This window comes from Sporichthya polymorpha DSM 43042, assembly GCF_000384115.1.
GTDB lineage: Bacteria > Actinomycetota > Actinomycetes > Sporichthyales > Sporichthyaceae > Sporichthya > Sporichthya polymorpha.
Genome location: NZ_KB913029.1, coordinates 4,434,746 through 4,452,828 on the forward strand (window position 1 = coordinate 4,434,746; position 18,083 = coordinate 4,452,828).

16 protein-coding genes are annotated in these 18,083 nt (G+C 72.5%); 8 read left to right on the forward strand and 8 right to left on the reverse strand.

Going from position 1 to position 18,083, the window contains the following annotated elements:
• Positions 1-32: 32 nt before the first annotated feature.
• From modA to SPOPO_RS0121625, 5 genes are all read left to right on the forward strand, one after another.
• Positions 33-893: a molybdate ABC transporter substrate-binding protein gene (gene modA / locus SPOPO_RS0121605; RefSeq protein WP_019877175.1), complete on the forward strand. Its 861-nt coding sequence runs from the start codon at positions 33-35 to the stop codon at positions 891-893.
• 27 nt (positions 894-920) lie between these two features.
• Positions 921-1,787 (forward strand): molybdate ABC transporter permease subunit, encoded by an 867-nt coding sequence (gene modB / locus SPOPO_RS31000; protein WP_084671407.1) that lies wholly within the window; start codon positions 921-923, stop codon positions 1,785-1,787.
• Complete coding sequence (locus SPOPO_RS0121615; RefSeq protein ID WP_019877178.1) at positions 1,784-2,848, forward strand: ABC transporter ATP-binding protein; 1,065 nt, start codon at positions 1,784-1,786, stop codon at positions 2,846-2,848. The genes modB and SPOPO_RS0121615 overlap by 4 nt, the downstream gene beginning before the upstream one ends.
• Positions 2,849-2,858: 10 nt before the next feature.
• Positions 2,859-4,541 (forward strand): S49 family peptidase, encoded by a 1,683-nt coding sequence (locus tag SPOPO_RS0121620; RefSeq protein WP_084671832.1) that lies wholly within the window; start codon positions 2,859-2,861, stop codon positions 4,539-4,541.
• A gap of 260 nt (positions 4,542-4,801) precedes the next feature.
• Positions 4,802-5,170, forward strand: a complete 369-nt coding sequence (locus tag SPOPO_RS0121625; RefSeq protein ID WP_019877180.1) for an RNA polymerase-binding protein RbpA — start codon at positions 4,802-4,804, stop codon at positions 5,168-5,170.
• A 131-nt stretch (positions 5,171-5,301) separates the two neighbouring features.
• Here SPOPO_RS0121625 and SPOPO_RS33140 read toward each other — a convergent pair whose 3' ends face one another.
• From SPOPO_RS33140 to lnt, 3 genes are read right to left on the reverse strand one after another with little or no spacing between them, the layout of a single operon-like run.
• The gene (locus SPOPO_RS33140; protein ID WP_019877181.1) at positions 5,302-5,835 is read right to left on the reverse strand and encodes an FxsA family protein; all 534 of its coding nucleotides are present in this window, start codon (positions 5,833-5,835) and stop codon (positions 5,302-5,304) included.
• Between the two features lie 51 nt (positions 5,836-5,886).
• The gene (locus SPOPO_RS0121635; RefSeq protein WP_019877182.1) at positions 5,887-6,672 is read right to left on the reverse strand and encodes a polyprenol monophosphomannose synthase; all 786 of its coding nucleotides are present in this window, start codon (positions 6,670-6,672) and stop codon (positions 5,887-5,889) included.
• On the reverse strand, positions 6,669-8,183 hold the full coding sequence (lnt, locus tag SPOPO_RS0121640; RefSeq protein WP_019877184.1) for an apolipoprotein N-acyltransferase: 1,515 nt from the start codon (positions 8,181-8,183) through the stop codon (positions 6,669-6,671). Before lnt ends, SPOPO_RS0121635 begins: the two co-directional genes overlap by 4 nt.
• A 147-nt stretch (positions 8,184-8,330) precedes the next feature.
• Between lnt and SPOPO_RS36180 the strand changes: the two genes are divergently transcribed.
• Together SPOPO_RS36180 and SPOPO_RS0121650 are read left to right on the forward strand one after the other, a co-directional pair.
• Complete coding sequence (locus tag SPOPO_RS36180) at positions 8,331-8,819, forward strand: rhodanese-like domain-containing protein (protein ID WP_425424161.1); 489 nt, start codon at positions 8,331-8,333, stop codon at positions 8,817-8,819.
• Between the two features lie 102 nt (positions 8,820-8,921).
• Positions 8,922-9,965: a sulfite exporter TauE/SafE family protein gene (locus SPOPO_RS0121650; protein WP_019877188.1), complete on the forward strand. Its 1,044-nt coding sequence runs from the start codon at positions 8,922-8,924 to the stop codon at positions 9,963-9,965.
• A gap of 398 nt (positions 9,966-10,363) precedes the next feature.
• Here SPOPO_RS0121650 and kal read toward each other — a convergent pair whose 3' ends face one another.
• From kal to kdd, 4 genes are read right to left on the reverse strand one after another with little or no spacing between them, the layout of a single operon-like run.
• Positions 10,364-10,780 (reverse strand): 3-aminobutyryl-CoA ammonia lyase, encoded by a 417-nt coding sequence (gene kal / locus SPOPO_RS0121655; RefSeq protein WP_019877189.1) that lies wholly within the window; start codon positions 10,778-10,780, stop codon positions 10,364-10,366.
• On the reverse strand, positions 10,777-11,526 hold the full coding sequence (gene kamE / locus SPOPO_RS0121660; RefSeq protein ID WP_156870113.1) for a lysine 5,6-aminomutase subunit beta: 750 nt from the start codon (positions 11,524-11,526) through the stop codon (positions 10,777-10,779). The genes kal and kamE overlap by 4 nt, the downstream gene beginning before the upstream one ends.
• 11 nt (positions 11,527-11,537) lie before the next feature.
• On the reverse strand, positions 11,538-13,100 hold the full coding sequence (gene kamD, locus SPOPO_RS0121665; protein WP_019877191.1) for a lysine 5,6-aminomutase subunit alpha: 1,563 nt from the start codon (positions 13,098-13,100) through the stop codon (positions 11,538-11,540).
• Positions 13,097-14,158, reverse strand: a complete 1,062-nt coding sequence (kdd, locus tag SPOPO_RS0121670) for an L-erythro-3,5-diaminohexanoate dehydrogenase (protein WP_019877192.1) — start codon at positions 14,156-14,158, stop codon at positions 13,097-13,099. The genes kamD and kdd overlap by 4 nt, the downstream gene beginning before the upstream one ends.
• A 154-nt stretch (positions 14,159-14,312) precedes the next feature.
• On the opposite strand from kdd, the gene SPOPO_RS0121675 reads away from it, so the two are divergent.
• On the forward strand, positions 14,313-15,677 hold the full coding sequence (locus SPOPO_RS0121675) for a KamA family radical SAM protein (protein WP_019877193.1): 1,365 nt from the start codon (positions 14,313-14,315) through the stop codon (positions 15,675-15,677).
• A gap of 9 nt (positions 15,678-15,686) precedes the next feature.
• Here SPOPO_RS0121675 and SPOPO_RS31015 read toward each other — a convergent pair whose 3' ends face one another.
• Complete coding sequence (locus tag SPOPO_RS31015) at positions 15,687-18,029, reverse strand: M6 family metallopeptidase (RefSeq protein WP_019877194.1); 2,343 nt, start codon at positions 18,027-18,029, stop codon at positions 15,687-15,689.
• Positions 18,030-18,083 lie beyond the last annotated feature (54 nt).

The window sequence follows — 18,083 nt, forward strand, 5'->3', positions numbered from 1 at the left end:
CTTCGCACGCACTTCGAGATTCTGGAGACCCCATGCCCCGCTCCTCGCGGTTCCGCCGCAGCTGCGCCGTCGTGGCCGCTCTCGCCCTGGCGCTCCCCCTCGCGGCGTGCGCGAACGACGACGACGACGACGAGACCGCGTCGCCGTCCGGCACGAGTACCCCGGCGGTCGAGAGCCGTGAACTGATGGTGTTCGCCGCGGCGTCGCTGACGGGGGCCTTCACCGAACTCGGCAAGAAATTCGAGGCCGAACACCCCGGCGTGACGGTGCGCTTCAACTTCGGCTCCAGCGGGACGCTGGCGACACAGATCAACGAGGGCGCACCGGCGGACGTGTTCGCCTCCGCGTCGCCCGCGACCATGACGACCGTCACCGACGCCGGCAACGGGGCCGGTGAAGCGGTGACGTTCGTGAGGAATCGGCTCGAGATCGCGGTCCCCGCGGGCAACCCGGGCGAGGTCGACGACATCGAGGACTTCGCCGACGACGGCCTCGACATCGCGCTCTGCGCCGACACCGCACCGTGCGGCGCCGCCGCGGACAAGCTGTTCGCCGCCGCGAACATCACGCCGAAGCCCGACACCCGCGAGGCCGACGTGAAGGCCGTGCTCACCAAGGTGGAGGCCGGCGAGGTCGACGCCGCGCTGGTCTACCACACCGACGTCCTCTCGGCCGCCGCCGGCAAGGTCGAGGGCATCGAGTTCGACGAGTCCGACCTCGCGATCAACGACTACCTGATCAGCGCGCTCAAGGAAGCCGAGCACGCGGACCTCGCCGCCCAGTGGGTCGAGTTTCTCCGGAGCGACGCGGCGCAGGACGTGCTGACGGCCGCGGGCTTCGAGTCTCCCGGGGCGACGGAGAGCCCGTCGCCGTCCGCCTCGCCGACGTCGTAGCGACGGCGTGACAGCATCGCGAGCGCGATGAGCGTCTCCACCGAGAGCGAGAGGGCGGGCCCCGTGGGCGGCGGGGCCCGCCCTCCGCGCGCGCCCCGCGAACGGTCCGGGATCCCGCCGCTGCTCCTCGCGCCGGCGGGGATCGGCCTGGTCTTCCTGATCATCCCGCTCGTCGGGCTGATGGTGCGGGCGCCGTGGACCGAACTCCCGGACCAGCTCGGCCGGGAGATCGTGCGCGACGCGCTCGCCCGGTCGATGTACACGGCGTCGATGGCGACGTTGTTGTCGCTCGTGCTCGGCGTCCCGATCGCCGTCGTCCTCGCCCACGGGCGGTTCCGCGGTCGCGGCCTCGTACGCGCGCTTGTGACCGTCCCGTTGGTGCTGCCACCCGTCGTCGGCGGTGTCGCGCTGTTCGCGGCCCTCGGTCGCCGGGGCGTGATCGGCGAGCACATCCACGACTGGACCGGCTATTCGCTCCCCTTCACGACGAACGCGGTGATCATCGCCGAGACGTTCGTCGCGATGCCGTTCCTGATCATCGCGGTGGAGGGCGCCCTCCGCGGCGCGGATCCCCGCTTCACCGAGGCCGCCAGCACTCTGGGCGCCACGCGCTGGTACGCCTTCCGTCGAGTGACGCTCCCTCAGGTGATGCCCGGTATCGCCGCCGGTGCCGTGCTCTGCTGGGCCCGTGCGCTCGGCGAGTTCGGCGCGACCGTCACGTTCGCGGGCAGCCTCGAGGGCCGGACGATGGTCATGCCCTCCGCCGTCTACCGCGAACTCGAGGCCGGCCACCCCGACACCGCGATCGCCCTGAGCCTCGTGCTGATGGTGATCTCCGTCGTCGTGCTCGCGAGCCTGCGGGAGCACTGGATCTCGCCGGGACGGACGCGGTGACCGGGCTGACGGCGGACTTCCGCGTCGGCCGCGGGAGCTTCCACCTGGACCTCGGGCTGACCGTGCCGCCGGGCGGCACGGTGGCCCTGCTGGGCCCGAACGGCGCGGGCAAGTCGACCGCCCTGCGGGTGCTGACCGGGCTGCTGCGTCCGTACGAGGGCGAGGTCCGGCTCGACGGCACGGTGCTCGACGGGCCGGGCGTGCACGTCCCTCCGGAGCGCCGGCCGATCGGGGTCGTATGGCAGGACTACCGGCTGTTCCCCAACCTGTCCGCGGTCGACAACGTCGCGTTCGGGCTGCGGACCCGCGGCGTCGGGAAGGCCGAGGCGCGGGAGCGGGCGACGACGTGGATCGAGCGCGTCGGCCTCGCCGAGCACGCGCGCACGAAGCCCGGCTCGTTGTCCGGTGGCCAGGCGCAGCGGGTGGCCCTGGCTCGCGCTCTCGCGCCGGAACCGAAGCTGCTGCTGCTGGACGAACCGCTGGCCGCCCTCGACGCCCGCACGCGGCTCGACGTCCGGACGAACCTGCGCAAGCACCTGGCCGAGTTCGGCGGCGCGACGGTGCTCGTCACCCACGACCCGCTCGACGCGATGGTGCTCGCCTCCGACGTCCTGGTCCTGGAGGAGGGCCGGGCCGTGCAACGTGGGCCGGTCGCCGAGGTCGCCCGCCACCCGCAGACCGACTACGTCGCGCAGCTCGTCGGGCTCAACCTCTACCGCGGTGTCGCCGACACCACCGGCGTCCGGTTGCCGGACGGAACGGTGATCTCCGCGGTGATGGATCACATCGCCCCGCACGACCCGATCGAGGTGCTGGTCGCGTTCTCGCCCTCGGCGGTCAGCGTCTTCACCGAGCGCCCGGTCGGCACGCCGCGCAACGTCTTCCCGGCGCAGATCACCGACATGGAGCTGCACGCCGGTGCGGTGCGGTTGCGGCTGGAGGGTGCCTTGGACGTGCTCGCCGACGTCACCGCCGGCGCCGTCGCGGACCTCGACCTCGTCCCCGGGCGGCAGGTCTGGGCCACGGTGAAGGCGACGGAGACCTCGGTCTATCCCGCCTAGGGTGGCGATCATGTCGCTGCCCGGACGCCGCCCGTCGTTCCTGCTCGAGCTCGACCTCGACGTCCCGCTCGTCGACCCGCCGCCGCAGGCGCCGCTGACGAAGGCCCTGAGCCGCGGACAGCCCGCACTGCGCACCGTGCTGGCCGACCTGCACCGGGCTGCGAAGGACCCGCGGGTGGCCGGGTTGATCGTCCGCACCGGCGGCACGTCCCACCCCCTCGCCCACGCGCAGGAGCTGCGGGACGCGATCGCCGAGTTCGGCGCGTCCGGCCGGCCGACCGTCGCGTGGGCGGAGACCTTCGGCGAGTTCGGCCGCGGGACCTCGGGCTACCTGATCGCGACGGGGTGCTCGGAGATCTGGCTGCAGCCGACCGGGGAGGTCGGCATCACCGGGATGGCGGCCGAGGCCGTGTTCCTCCGGGAGCTGTTCGACCGGCTCGGGCTGCGCGCCGAGGTCGGCGCCCGCCGCGAGTACAAGAACGCGCCGAATCTGGTCACCGAACGCGGCTACACCGAACCGCACCGCGAGGCGATGACGCGACTCGTGACCTCCAGCCTGGCGGCGGTGCTCGACGAGATAACAGAACGCCGCGGCCTGGCCGCCGACGAACTGCGTCGCCTCGTCGACCGGGCGCCGATCGCGGCGGAGGACGCCCTCGCCGCCCGCCTGGTCGACCACCTCGGCTACCGCGACGAGGCGTACGCAGCCCTGACCGCGCGGCTGCCCGGCGCGCAGCTGCGGTTTCTCCACCGGCTCGGCGAAACCCCGGCCGCCCGGCTGCGGACCGCCGTCGCCCGCGACCGGCGGCACGTCGCGGTCGTCGACGTCTGCGGCACGATCAAGTCCGGCCGCAGCGGCCGGAACCTGTTCGGCGCGGCGGCGGGGGCGGACACCGTGAACGCGGCGCTGCGGGCCGCGGCGCGCGACGACCACGTCGGCGCGGTCGTCCTGCGCGTCGACTCCCCCGGCGGCTCCTACATCGCCTCGGACTCGATCTGGCGGACGTCGCAGGGCCTGCGGGCCGCCGGCAAGCCGCTGGTGGTCTCGATGGGTGCGGTGGCCGCGTCGGGCGGGTACTACGTCGCGATCGCCGCGGACCGGATTCTCGCCCAGCCCACGACCGTCACCGGCTCCATCGGGGTGTTCGGCGGCAAGCTCGTCGTCGGCGACCTGCTGACCCGGCACGGGATCGACCACGACGCGGTGGCCGTCGGTGCCCGCGCGCGGATGTCGTCGCCGCGCGTCGGGTTCAACGCCGACCAGCTCGCCGCGCTCGACGAGTGGCTCGATCGGGTCTACGCCGACTTCACCGCGAAGGTCGCGGCCGGCCGCGGGCTCTCGGCGGAGGAGATCGAGGCGGCGGCGCGTGGCCGCGTCTGGACCGGCGCCGACGCCCGCGAGCGCGGGCTGGTCGACGCCTTCGGCGGGCTGCCGGAGGCCGTCGCGCAGGCGCGGGCCCTCGCGGGGCTCGCCCCCGACGCGCCCGCGCGGCCGCTGCCGGTCCCCTCGCCGCTGAACCGCTTCGCCCGTCCCCGGTCGAGCGAGGACCCGCGGGCCGCGGCCGTGCTCGGTCCCGTGTCGCTCGCCACCTCGGCCGCCGCGGGCTGGGAGTCCTGGGCCGAGCTCGCGACCGCGCTCGGGCTGCCCGCCGCCGGACCCCTCACGCTGGACGTCCGGGCGCTGCGGGGCTGACCTGCGCATACCGCCATTCGGCGGGGTTTCCTGTGGCAACCCTGTGGTCGCACTGGGAAGCCGCTACGCGTTGGTAACTTTGACCGGAATTCAGTGGCGGCCGACCTCCGGACGCGGTACCAAGAGGGTGGCGAAACGGTTTCGTACACCGGCTCCCGGGAATTGATTCCACCATCGGGTCGTTGCTCGTACCAGCGAGTACGAGTAGCTCCCAACCGGGGGATGCCACGAGAGGGCCTGAGGCCCAGGAGGCGGCGAACATGAGTGAGCGAGCACTGCGCGGCTCGCGGCTCGGCGCGACGAGCTACGAGACCGACCGGGACATCGAACTGGCCCCGCGCCAGGTCGTGGGCTACGCCTGCCCGAAGGGGCACGCGTTCGAGGTGCCCTTCTCGGCCGAGGCCGACGAGGTTCCGGTGGTCTGGGAGTGCCGCGTCTGCGGCAACGTCGCACTGCGTGCCGACAACCCCGAGCAGGACGACAAGCGGGGCAAGCCGGCCCGCACCCACTGGGACATGCTGATGGAGCGCCGGACCCGCGAGGAGCTCGAAGAGATCCTCGAGGAGCGTCTGGCCGTCCTCCGCGCCGGCGGCATCCCCGGCCACCCGGCCACCCGCAAGTCGGCCTGACCGACACGCCCGCCCGCCGACCGCGCGACCGAACAGACCCGCGAGAAAACCCCACCAGGGGGTGTCACCCCTGGTGGGGTTTTTCCACATCTGGAGCCGGTTCTCCACAACCCCGCCTGTGGATATGTGGATTACTCGTCGACGATCTCGCCGGGGATGACGTCGCCGCGGCCGTCGCCGGGGCGCCGCCCCGGGCCACCCCCGGGACCGCGGCCGCCAGGGCCGGGGAAGCCGTCGAACCCGCCGAACGGGCCGCCGGGTCCGAACCCACCCGGGCCGGTGGGCCTGCCGGGGCCGACGACGACGAAGTAGCGCTTCGCGAACGCGATCAGGCCGCGCCGCGCGAGCGGCCGGGTGAACGGCAGCACGAAGAAGAACCCGAGGATGTCGGAGAGGAAGCCCGGCGTCAGCAGCAGCGTGCCGCCGATGAGGATCAGCGCGCCGTCGGCGAGCTCCTTCGCGGGCAGCCCGCCGCTGTTCACCTTCTCCCGGAGCGCGAGCCAGGCCCGCCGGCCCTCGCGCCTGATCAGCCAGCTGCCGAGGACGGCGTCGGCGATCAGCAGGAGAATCGTCCAGCCCGCGCCGATCTCCTGGCCGACCTGCACGATCACGTAGATCTCGGCGATCGGGACGATCAGCAGGGCGAGGACCACGAGCAACGGCATGGCGCCCATCCTCCCCCACCCCCACGGGATGACGTCCCGGGCGCAGCCGGGTCAGACCCGGGCGGGCGGGGTGGGCGCGGCGCGGTCGCCGCGGCGGAGCCGGGCGACCCGGTGGGCGACGCCCCAGGTGGTGACGCGCCAGAGGGCCTCGACGACGATGCCGCGGTTCATCTTGGAGACGCCGTGCTCGCGCTCGACGAAGGTGATCGGCACCTCGACGACGGCGAACCCGCGCTGGACGGCCCGCCAGGCGAGGTCGATCTGGAAGCAGTAGCCCTGGGACGCGACGTCGTGCATGTCGAGGCCGCGGAGGGTGTCCGCTCGGAACGCCCGGAAGCCGCCGGTCGCGTCGCGGATCGGGATGCCGAGCGCGAACTTCGCGTACAGGGTCCCGCCGCGCGAGATCAGCTTGCGCGTCGCGGGCCAGTTGACGACGGCCCCGCCGGGCACCCAGCGGGAGCCGAGGACGAGGTCGGCCGTGCCGCCGTTGTCCTTGAGCGCCGCGAGCAGGCGGGGCAGGTCCTCAGGCCGGTGTGAGCCGTCGGCGTCCATCTCGACGAGGACGTCGTAGCCGCGGTCCAGACCCCAGGCGAAGCCGGCGAGGTACGCGGCCCCGAGACCGGCCTTGCCGGCGCGGTGCAGAACGTGCACGCGGTCGTCGGCGGCGGCGAGCGAGTCGGCGAGGTCGCCGGTGCCGTCCGGGCTGTTGTCGTCGGCGATCAGGACGTCCGCGTACGGGACGGCCTCCCGCAGCCGCGCGGTCACCGCGAGGATGTTGGGCGCCTCGTTGTAGGTCGGGACGATGACCAGCACCGACGGCTGGACGGGCTCACTCATGGTGAAGCCACCGTAACCGGGTCAGTCGCACGTCGGGCGCGGAACCGGCGCAGCCACGCGGTGACGAGCAGTACACCGACGGGCAGGCACAGCGCGAGCTCGGCCCAGGCCCCCAGCCGCGTCGCGAGGGTCTGCGCGCCGCGGAGCGGCACCTCGGCGACGATCACACGCTGGGTGAACTCCTCGGTGCGGTGCTGCACGCTCCCGTCCGCCCGGATGACGCCGCTGATCCCGCTGGTGGCGGCGATCACCATCGCGCGGCCGTGCTCGATCGAGCGGAGCCTCGAGATCGCCAGCTGCTGCTCGGGCTGGCCGGTGCGCCCGTAGGTGGCGTTGTTGGTCTGGACGACGAGCAGCTTCCCGCCGTCGCGCACCGTCTCCCGGACGAGGCCGTCGAACGCGACCTCGAAGCAGATCACGTCCCCGACCCGCGTGCCCCCGAGGTCGAGGACGCCGGACTCCGTCCCGGGCCGGAAGTCGCGCGGGATCAAGGCGAGGCGGCCGATGAACTTCGTCATCAGGTCCCGCAGCGGGATGTACTCGCCGAACGGCACCAGCTTGCGCTTCGTGTACTGCTGGCCCGGGCCGGACGTCGGCGACCAGACGATCGCAGTGTTGGTGACGTGGTCCGGCGGGGCGTCGAGCACGGTGCCGATCAGGGTGTCGGCGCCGACGTCCCGGACGGCGTCGTTCATGCGCGTGAAGACGTCCGGGTCGCGGAACGGGTCCTCGTCGGAGGCGTTCTCCGGCCAGATCACCATCTGCGGCGCGGGCACCTTGCCGGCGCGGACGTCGGCGGCGAGCTGGTGCGTGGCCGCGAGGTGGTTCCCGAGCACCGCGTCGCGCTGCGCCGCCAGCGAGAGGCCCGCGCGCGGCACGTTGCCCTGGACGAGAGCGACGGTGGCGCTCGACCCGCCCGAGGTCGGCAGCGGGACGGCGAGACAGGCCAGGACGCCGGCGAGCGTCCCGCCCGCCAGCACGCCCGCGGGCCGGACCCGGCCGGCGCGGACGGCGAGGAATCCGGCGGCGAGCGCGGTCCCGACGGCCGCGACGCCGGCGCTCACGAGCGGGCTGCCGCCGATCGACGCGAGCGCCGCCAGCGGGGAGTCGACGACCCCGAACGCGAGCTTGCCCCAGGGAAAGCCCCCGAGCGGTTGGCGCGAGCGCAGCGCCTCGACGAGCACCCACAGCCCGGCGTGGACCAGCGGCCACGCGCGGTACCGGTAGCTCCAGGCCATCGCGACCGCGGCCGGGGCGTAGAACGCCGACTCAAGCAGCGAGAGCACGATCATCGCGTCCCAGCCGATGACGTGCAGCCAGCGGATCAGCGTGAGGAAGAACGCGAGGGCGTAGACGTAGCCGACGGCGGCGGCCCGTTTCGGCGTGAGGTCCCGGACGAGCAGGCTGAGCGCGGCGACGGCCGGGAACGCCAGCGGCCACAGGTCGTAGGGCGGGAACGCGAGCGCGAGCGCGATCCCGGCGAGGATCGCCAGGGACAGACGAGGTCGCACCGGACCTCCTCCAAGCGCCGCGCGGAACCGGATTGCACGGTACAACGCAGCGTCTTCCTCCGCCGCGACGTGATGCGGGATACCACAGTTATTAGGTTGAGTTACTTGCTTTCGACCCCGTCCGCTGGCACCGGCCTGGCTGCTCACCTGGTTACCGGGCCAGGGCACCGACATTCACGACCACGGCGGCTCGGCGGGGGCCGACCACGTCCACCGCGTCCGCAACGACGCCGCGGAACCGGCGGTCAGCCTGCACGTGTACGCACTGCGCCTGGAGTCGATGACCCGGTACGCGCTCGTCGAGGGACACCTCGTCCCCGTGGCGACCGAGCGCGCCGGGACCGACTGGTGAGCGCGGTCAGCATCCTGAGCGCGGGGCCGGCGGCGCAGCGCGCGGCGGAGGGCTCCGTGCCCGGCGCGCTGATCATCGAGCGCAACGTGCTCGAGTGGCGCTTCGACCCGCGCAGCGACGCCCGGCTGCCGATCGCCTCGTACGACCTGTCCGTGGTCGTGATCTGTTCCGAGGGCTACACCTCCAGCCTGGCCGCCGCGAGCCTGCAGGATCTCGGCCTGCGGGCCACCGACGTGATCGGCGGGTTCTCCGCCTGGAAGGCGGCCGGACTCCCCCACGCCTGACTCGCGGTTCGCGCACCCCGGCGCCCTGTTGTGAACTAACCTCAGTGACAATCAGGGCTTTCGGGTGTTGTCGCGCGGTTGAATTCGGGGAGGGGGCCTGTCGTGGACCTCGACCCGATGATGGCCCTCGCCGGCCTGTTCGTCGGCTTCATCGTCGGTCTGACCGGCATGGGCGGCGGCGCGCTGATGACGCCCGTTCTGGTGATCTTCTTCAACGTCAACCCGCTGACGGCCGTGTCGAGCGACCTCGTCGTCTCGCTGGTGATGAAGCCGATCGGCGGCGCGGTCCACGCCCGGCGCGGGACGGTGAACGTCCCCCTCGTCACCTGGCTCGCCCTCGGGTCGGTGCCGGCCGCGTTCGGCGGTGTCCTGCTGCTGCGCGCCCTCGGCGGTGACGACGCCGAACTCCAGTCGTTCGTCAAACACGCCCTGGGCTGGGCGCTGCTCCTCGCGGCGGCGGGGATCGTGCTCAAGTCCCTGCAGACGATCCGGACCAAGGCCCGTTCCGCGGACCACACCCCGCCGGCGGTCGTGATCCGCCCGATCCCGACGCTGCTGATCGGCGTGGTCGGCGGGGTCGTCGTCGGCATGACCTCGGTCGGCTCCGGCTCGCTGATCATCGTCGCGCTGCTGTTCCTGTACCCGGGCCTCAAGGCGGCCGAGATCGTCGGCACGGACCTGGTCCAGGCGGTCCCCCTCGTCGGTGCGGCCGCCGTCGGGCACCTGCTGTTCGGCGACTTCGAGTTCGAGGTCGCCTCCTCCGTGCTGATCGGCGCGATCCCCGGCGTCTACGTCGGCGCCCGCGTCTCGTCCCACGCGTCCCAGGCGGTGATCCGGCGGGCGCTGGTCATCGTGCTCACCGCGTCGGCGCTCAAGCTGCTCGGCGTCGGGAACGGCGCCCTGCTGGGTTGGCTCGCCGCCGCCCTCGTCCTCGGGACGCTGCTCTGGGCCCTGGTCCGGCACACCCAGGGCCTGACCCGCCGCCCCGAGCCGCTGACCCCCGCCGCCGCGCTCCGGGAGTGGCTCGCCGCCCTCACCGGCCGCGGCCAGCCCAAGGCTCCACAATCTGACAGTGCGTCACCTGCGAGCGAAGCCGCCGCTCGGAGCGGAGCGCGCCATGAAGACAGCGGCGGGGCCGGACGATAGGTCCGGCCCCGCACTGTCGGGTTCAGGAACGTTCGCGATTGGTGCCTGGAGAGCCTTCGGACCGGGCGCGTGATCGATGGCTGCGAACCCGCACTCCGTTGTCTACTGGTCTCCAGACTCCTCTCGGGCCCAACCCCGTGCCGGTCGTTTCACCTTCGCGACAACTCCGAACACCCTGGCGTACCTGGCGCCGGTGGCGGTGCAACCACCTTTTCGGCCCGCGCATGGAGTCGTCGTTCCGGCGGCGATCCTCACTGGTCGTCCTGCGTTGGACGTGCGGAAACGTACTAGGGCGAATCGCCCCTTCTCAACCCGGCGATGACCTGCGACGTTGCGCAACGTCGCAGGTCAGTCGTACCGGCGAACGGAAGAGAAATTTCGCGGAATGCGCCGAACGGTCACGCGGTCGGGGGCACCACCACGTCGGCGACCGCCTCGACCACGAGCAGCGGCGGGTCGAGCACGCAGCCGGCCGATTCCGAGACCTCGGGCGTGGCGCGGCAGCACACGTACGCGCGCAGGTCGAGCGTGCGGCTCCGGGTGCCGACGCGGGTGATCGTGGCGGTGACCTCGACGACGTCGCCCGCCTTCACCGGGGCCCGGAACGCGATGCTCGAGTACCCGGCCAGGAGACCCTCGTCACCGTCGGTACGCAGGCACATCTCCGTCGCGACGTCGCCGAACAGGCCGAGGACGTAGGCGCCGTCGAGCAGGGCACCGCCGTAGTGCGCCTCGGCGTGGGAGACGTACCGGCGGTGGGTGACGGTGGTCCCGACGGCGGCGCGGCCGGTGCTGGCGGTACGGGGCTCACTCATGCCGCGATCCTGGCTGAGGCGAGGGCGTGGACGAGGTAGCCGGCGACCTCACGCGGGGTCGTGCCGCGCGTGAAGATGCGGTCGACGCCGAGGTCCGCCGCCGCGGCCGGGTCGAAGCGCGGGCCACCGACGACGAGCAGGGGGCGCCGGCCCGGTCCGAAGACTTCACTCATCCGGCCCACCAGCGCCCGCGTGTTGGCCAGGTGGGCGTCCTTCTGGGTCACGACCTGGGAGACCAGGACGGCGTCGGCGGCGGAGTCCCGTGCGGCCTCGACGAGGGCGTCGATCTCGACCTGCGCGCCGAGGTTCACGACCTTGATCTCCCGGTAGTACTCCAGCCCCTTCTCCCCCGCGAAGCCCTTGATGTTGAGGATCGCGTCGATGCCGACGGTGTGCGCGTCGGTGCCGATGCAGGCGCCCACGACGACGAGCTTGCGGCGCAGGGTCGTCCGGATCGCGGCGTTGACCTCGGCCGGGGTGAGCAGCGGGTACTCGCGCTCGGTCACGGTGATCTCCGCCAGGTCGACGGCGTGCCGGCAGCGGCCGTAGACGACGAAGAACGTGAAGTCCGGGCCCATGCCCCGGGCGTGGACGACCATCGCCGGGTCGAGGCCCATCTTCGCGGCGAGCTGCAGCGCAGCCGCCTCGGCCCGCGCGTCGTGCGGGACCGGCAGGGTGAACGAGACCTGGATCATCCCGTCGTCGGTGGTGTCCCCGTAGGGCCGGACGAGGCGCTGATCCTGCATCTGACCCTCCGTCATGCCGCACGTTCCCGAACGTCCGGCTCCAGCAGTTCGGCGACCGGGTTGCAGTAGCCCTCGGCCTTCTCCGCGACGCCGTCGAGGCCCTTGCCACGGTCGGCCGGGCGGCGCATCAGCCCGAAGGTGCCGTCGCCGATCGCCGCCAGCAGCCCCTCGGCGCCGATGCGCTCGAGCAGGTCCACCGCCTCGCCGAGCACGGTGTGGGCCCGCTGTGCGACGAACGAGTCCGGCGCGAGCTGCAGGTCCTCGTGGAGGCGGCCCGCGGCGTCGAGGACGTACCGCGCGTTGCGGAGCGCGAGGTCCCGGTCGGAGAGGAACGGCGTGACGACGGCCTCGGTCATCATGCCGATCAGCAGGATGCCCTGGCCGGTGAGCGCCCCGGCGAGGTTGAAGAACCCGTCGAGGAGGTAGCCCGCGAAGATGTCGCCGGTCATGTGCTTGGTCGGCGGCATCCACTTCAGGGGCGCGTCCGGGAACAGGGCGCGCGCGAGCATCGCGTGGGCGAGCTCGAGGCGGAACGAGTCCGGCAGCGCGGGGTTGATCTCGAAGGCGTGCCCGAGACCGAGCTGCCAGTCCTCGAGCCCGGCCTCCTTGGCGAAGTACTCGTTGAGCAACTGACTGACCGTCACGGTGTGCGCGGCCTCGACGGCGTCCGCCGTCGTCAGGTAGTTGTCCTCGCCGGTGTTGATAATGATCCCGGCGCGCGCGTGGATCTGGCGCGCGAACCGCTGGTCGGTGAAGGTGCGGATCGGGTTGATGTCGCGGAAGAGAATCCCGTACATCGAGTCGTTGAGCATCATGTCGAGCCGCTCGAGACCGGCGAGCGCCGCGATCTCCGGCATGCACAGGCCGGAGGCGTAGTTCGTCAGGCGGACGTAACGTCCGAGTTCACGCGAGACGTCGTCGAGCGCCGCGCGCATCAGGCGGAAGTTCTCCTGGGTGGCGTAGGTGCCGGCGTAGCCCTCGCGCGTCGCACCCTCGGGGACGTGGTCGAGCAACGACTGACCCGTCGAGCGGATCACCGCGACGACGTCGGCGCCCTCGCGCGCGGCCGCCTGAGCCTGCGGGATGTCCTCGTAGATGTCGCCGGTCGCGACGATCAGGTAGATCCAGGGCCGGCGCGGGGCGTCGCCGATCTCGCCGACCAGCCGCTCGCGCTCGCGGCGCCGGGCGTCGATCCGGGCGACGCCGCCGGCCGCCGCGACGCGCGCGGCGCTGCGGGCCTCGCGGGCGGCACTGCCGGTCGGGATCCGGAACCGGACCTCGCCCCGGAGGACGCCCGCGGCCAGGGCGTGCAGGTCGCCGTGCTCGCGCACCGCGTCCCACACCGGCAGCGCGACGCCGTGCTCCAGGCCGATCTGGTCGCGGACCGCGTCGACGACGTGGTTGGCCCACGGCCGGCCGTCCGGGTCGGCGCCGTTGAGGCCGGCGAGCCGGAGCACCGCACGTTCGACCGAGGTCGTCGTGTGGGCGCGGGCGAGGTCGACGATCGGCTCCCCCGCGGCCCGGGCGAGACTCCGGGCCCGCGCGGCGAGGTCGGGGTCGAGGTCGAGCTTCACGCGACGGCCTCCTCAATGCTGTCAGTGGTCTCGAGACGCCGGGCGAACAGCGCACGCACGCCCGGCTCGGTGCGGAACAGGTCGAGGGCGAGCTCGGCGTGGCCGGGCGTGTAGCCGGTGCCGACGAGCATCTCGACGTCGGCGGCGAGGCCCTCCGCGCCGAGGGCCGCGGCGGAGAACGACGTCGCCATCGAGAAGAAGACGACGGTGCCGCGGTCACGGGTTGCGAGGACGGCGCCGCCCTCGGCGCCGGGGATGTCGACGCAGACGACGGTGACGTCGACCGGTCCACCGCGGGAGTGCACGGCGTCGAGGACCGCGACCGGGTTCCGCGCGTCGACGACGGCGACGTCGGTGGCGAGGTCGGTGGCCCGCAGCGCCGCGGCCTCGTCGTCGTCCCGGACCAGACCGATGCGCCGCCCGGCCCCGGCCGTCCTGGCCGCGGCGAGAGCGAGGCAGCCGCTCTTGCCGGCCGCACCGAGGACGGCGACGGCGTGCGCCCCGCGGTCCCGGACGACGCGGGCCGTCAGGGCGGGGGCGCCGCAGACGTCGAGGACGGCGAGGGCGGTCCCGGGCGGCAGGTCGGTGGGGAGGACGGCGGCGATCGAGCGGCCGAACAGGATCGCGTGCCCGGCGGCCGGCACCTGCTCGCTGCGGCCGTCCCAGCGGGTCAGGCCGTCGGTGAGGGTGAGCGGAGTCAGCGTGAGGGAGACGAGGGTGGCGACGCGGTCGCCCACGTTCAGTCCGAGGGGGCTGTCGGGGCCGACCTCGGCGACCCGGCCGAGAAGCATGCCGCCGGAGCCGGTGACCGGGTTGTGCATCTTGCCCCGGCGCTCGACGATCGCGAGCACCTCCGCGCGGACGGCCGCCCCGACGCCGCCGTGCGCCTCGGAGAGCTGCCGGAAGGACGCCGCGTCGAGGTTGAGCCGCTCGACCTCGATCCGGACCTCGTCGGAGTACAGCTCGGCGCCGGCGTCGAGGCGCTCGGCGGCCTGCGGGAGCGCGCCCACGGGTTCGACGACCCGGTGCAGCCCCAGCGGATGCCCGGTCCCACGCACGGCCGCTCCGATCGGATCGACGGGAAGATTTCGGTCCCAGCATAGCCAGACCGCAGGAATTCCTGTCTCAAATCGCTCTCTGACCTATAGTTTCTCCTGTCGAACGTCCTTCGGGCAGCAGATTCGCCCGTTTCCGGTCGTGTGGAGGGCAGAAATGGTCCAGCCGTACCTGTACCAGCGGGCCGCCCTCGTCGAACCCGACTGGACCCGGTTCCCGGGCTGGCGCGACGTGACCGCCGCCGAGTGGGAGTCCGCCCAGTGGCAGCGCGCGCACTGCGTGAAGAACGTCGCGCAGCTGCGGGCCGTCCTCGGCGACCTGCTCGACGAGGCTTTCTACGCCGACCTCGTCGCCGACCAGGAGCGGCACGCGACGATGTCGATGCTGATCCCCCCGCAGATGCTGAACACGATGGCCGCGACGCACGCCCCGGGCGGCCCCGGCTCGCTGACCGACGCGTTCTACGCGGACCCGGTGCGGCGCTACATGCTGCCCGTGGCGTCCGACCGCGACCCGGAGTGGCCCAGCCACCCCTACTCGACCCGCGACTCCCTGCACGAGGCGGAGATGTGGGCGGTCGAGGGCCTGACGCACCGTTACCCGACGAAGGTCCTGGCCGAGCTCACCAACACCTGCCCGCAGTACTGCGGCCACTGCACGCGCATGGACCTCGTCGGCAACTCCACGCCGACCGTCGACAAGCACCGCTTCGAGCTCAAGCCGGCCGACCGGCACGACCGGATGCTGGACTACCTACGCGCCACTCCGGGCGTCCGTGACGTCGTCGTCTCCGGCGGCGACGTGGCGAACGTGCCGTGGCCGCGGGTCGAGTCGTTCGTCGGAGCGCTGCTGGAGATCGAGAACGTCCGCGACATCCGACTGGCGTCCAAGGGCCTGGTCGGTCTCCCCCAGCACTGGCTCGCCGACGACGTCCGGGCCGGGATGGAGCGGCTCGCGACGGTCGCGCGCCGGCGCGGCGTCGGCCTCGCGATCCACACGCACGCGAACAGTGCCGCCTCGGTGACCCCGATGGTGGCGCGCGCCGCCGGGAAGATGCTCGACGCGGGCGTCCGGGACGTCCGGAACCAGGGTGTACTGCTGCGCGGCGTCAACGACTCGGTGCCGGCGCTGCTCGACCTGTGCTTCGCGCTGCTCGACGGTGCCGCGATCACGCCGTACTACTTCTACCAGTGCGACATGATCCCGAACTCCGAGCACTGGCGGCTCTCGCTCGCCCAGGCCCAGACGCTCCAGCACGGGATCATGGGCTACCTCCCCGGCTTCGCGACCCCGCGCATCGTCGCCGACGTCCCCTACGTCGGGAAGCGCTGGGTCCACCAGGTCGAGTCGTACGACCAGGTCCGCGGCATCTCGCACTGGACGAAGAACTACCGGACCTCGATCGAGTCCGACGACACCGCCGCGATCTCGCGCGTCTACCCGTACTACGACCCGATCCACTCGCTCCCCGCCGCCGGCCAGGCCTGGTGGCGGCAGCAGGGCTCCCGCGCCGCCTCCTGACCCGCGAGCTCAGCGGCCGCCGAGTTGGGTGATCCCGTTCGCCTTGAGGTCGTACGGGGCGTACACGGTCTGGGTCTCGGTGAAGTCGTCGCAGCTGATGATCGCGACGAGGACGGGGTAGCTGCGGAACCCCCGGAGCTGACGGCGGGTCAGCTCAGCCCGGTAGGTCGGGTCCAACCGGAGGACGCGGGCGCGGTGGCCGGCCTCGTCCAGCCCGACGAGGGTGACCGTGAACGGGTTCACCGGGCGCGGCCGGATCTGGGTGAAGGACCGGAACGGGGACGTCGACGTGCCGTCGCTGATCAGCGTGTTACCGACCCGAACGTCGTCGATGTACCAGCCGCCCGAGTTCACCAGCGGGTCCGAGAGGTAGCGGAAGCCGAGGATGACCTCCTGGCCCGCGTACTCGGAGAGGTCGAAGGTCAGGGTCTGCGGCACACCCGAGGCCCCGGTGAGCGCGTTGCCGGGCGGTGCGGGAGCGGCGGTCTGCACCGTGGCGGAGTTCGAGAGCGAGCGGTAGGTGGCACCGCCGTCGGTGGAGATGACGGTGTAGCCGTAGTCGAAGCCGTTCTCCAGGTTGTAGCTGGTGAGGTAGCTCAGCGTCGGGGCGTCGGTGGGCACCTTGGCGCGGAACACGGCGGTGCCGTCGGTGCGGCCCGTGTTGCCGGAGAACAGCGCCGGGTTGTCCAGGTCGCTCGGCGGGAGCTCCGGCGGCGCGATGTCCGGCAGCGCGGGCAGGCCCGGCTGCTGCGGGAACGAGATCGTCGGCAGCAGCGGGACCCGGGGCACGACCGACCACCGCATCGGATCCGGGTCGAGCACCTTGCGTCCGGTGAACGCGAATGAGGTCAGGTCGGCGCCGCTGAGCAGACCGGCACCGGTCCCCCGCAGCGGAACGAAGTCGGCGCCGTTGGGTGCGACGCCCGGCGCTGCGTAGCCCGCCGGGTTCAGCAGGTTGATGTAGGACTGCAGGCTCGACGTCGTGACGCGGCTCTTCGCGATCCCCTCGACCCGGCCGTTCCGGCCGCCGACGGCGCGGTCGACGAGCGTCATCACCTGGAAGTCGTGCAGGACGTCGGCGAGCTTCGCGCCCTTGGCGTACTTCGTCAGCGCATGGGCGACGCTGTCGAGGCCCTGGCGCTGCCCGTCGCGGTGGATCTCCTCGAGGATCTTCGCGCCGTAGCGGTCACGCAGGAACAGCAGGAACGACCAGGCGATCCCGTAGTCGGCGAGGATCTCCGCGCCGGTGCCCTCGTCACCCCAGATCGTCAGCGAGTTCTGCGGGCCGCCGCACGGCCGGGCGTTCGGCTGGTACTTCGTCGTGACGGTGCCGAAGCCCTGGTAGCAGATGATGTGGCTCTCGTACTTGTGCTGGAACACCGACCGGTGCGGCTGCCCGTACCCCGTGACCGTGAGGGCGTAGTCGGAGAGGCCCTCGTTGATGAAGTTCACCTCGGCCGGGTCGACGTAGTACTGCAGCAGGTGCTGGTACTCGTGAGCGAAGATCCCCTCGTACAGCAGCGGCCGCGACGGACGGCTGACACAGACGTCGTCGGCCGGCTCGTGCTTCGGGTTGCGGCCCGTCCGGTGCGCCCAGTCGTAGGCGTCGATCGTCATGATGTTGCGGTCCGTCAGTTCGTTGAACTGACGGGAGAAGAAGCCCGCGACATAGGTCTGGTTCGTGGGGAAGTCGTAGAAGTTCGGGTCGCGCACGTTGTCGACGAGGGTGACGACCTTGTTCCCGTCGCCGGAGAAGTCGAGCCCCGCCGTCGGGCCGACCTGCGACGCCGCGGCACCATTGCGCCGGGGCGCGACGCTGAACGCCTTGGACTCCCGCGGGAGCATCACGTCCTCGTACTCGCGGATCAGGCTCTTCACCTGCGCGTCGGTCACCTGCGTGCTGTTCGGGACCGCGGCCCGGCAGTCTCCCGGCGGGAAGTCCGTGCCGGCGACGTTGTCGGGTCCGACGCCGCTCGCCACCCAGACCTCGATGTTCTTCCCGGCCCCGCGCAGCGTGTACTCCTTCACGTACACGGTCTGCTTCACCTGGTCGAGTGAGGGCCACAGCCGCTTGGTCCCGACCGGCGGCGCCCCGGCGGCGGTCGCGGACGTCCGCAGCTGCGCCGCGCCGGCGGCGGTCCGCCCCCAGGCCGCGACGGTGTCGGCCACGTCCGCGGCGAGCGGGTAGCGGGTGACGTCGGGGAGCTCCTCGGGCACCACGTCGGGCACGAGATCGGCGAGCACCGGGAGCGCGGGCTCCTCGGCCAGCGCCGTCCCGGGGGCGGTCGTCCCCGCGGCGCCGATCAGCAGGGCCAGCCCGACCGCACCGGCGGCCGCTCGCAGTCCCCGCATGTGTCCCTCCCTGGCGCAACCATCACTGTCACCCGCGGCTGGGTCAATTCCGCG

Coding starts and splice junctions, on each gene's coding strand:
- modA (WP_019877175.1), top strand. CDS start 33: ATGCCCCGCTCCTCGCGGTTCCGCCGCAGCTGCGCCGTCGTGGCCGCT.
- modB (WP_084671407.1), top strand. CDS start 921: ATGAGCGTCTCCACCGAGAGCGAGAGGGCGGGCCCCGTGGGCGGCGGG.
- SPOPO_RS0121620 (WP_084671832.1), top strand. CDS start 2,859: ATGTCGCTGCCCGGACGCCGCCCGTCGTTCCTGCTCGAGCTCGACCTC.
- SPOPO_RS0121625 (WP_019877180.1), top strand. CDS start 4,802: ATGAGTGAGCGAGCACTGCGCGGCTCGCGGCTCGGCGCGACGAGCTAC.
- SPOPO_RS33140 (WP_019877181.1), bottom strand. CDS start 5,835: ATGCCGTTGCTCGTGGTCCTCGCCCTGCTGATCGTCCCGATCGCCGAG.
- SPOPO_RS0121635 (WP_019877182.1), bottom strand. CDS start 6,672: ATGAGTGAGCCCGTCCAGCCGTCGGTGCTGGTCATCGTCCCGACCTAC.
- kal (WP_019877189.1), bottom strand. CDS start 10,780: ATGAGTGAGCCCCGTACCGCCAGCACCGGCCGCGCCGCCGTCGGGACC.
- kamE (WP_156870113.1), bottom strand. CDS start 11,526: ATGCAGGATCAGCGCCTCGTCCGGCCCTACGGGGACACCACCGACGAC.
- SPOPO_RS0121675 (WP_019877193.1), top strand. CDS start 14,313: ATGGTCCAGCCGTACCTGTACCAGCGGGCCGCCCTCGTCGAACCCGAC.
- SPOPO_RS31015 (WP_019877194.1), bottom strand. CDS start 18,029: ATGCGGGGACTGCGAGCGGCCGCCGGTGCGGTCGGGCTGGCCCTGCTG.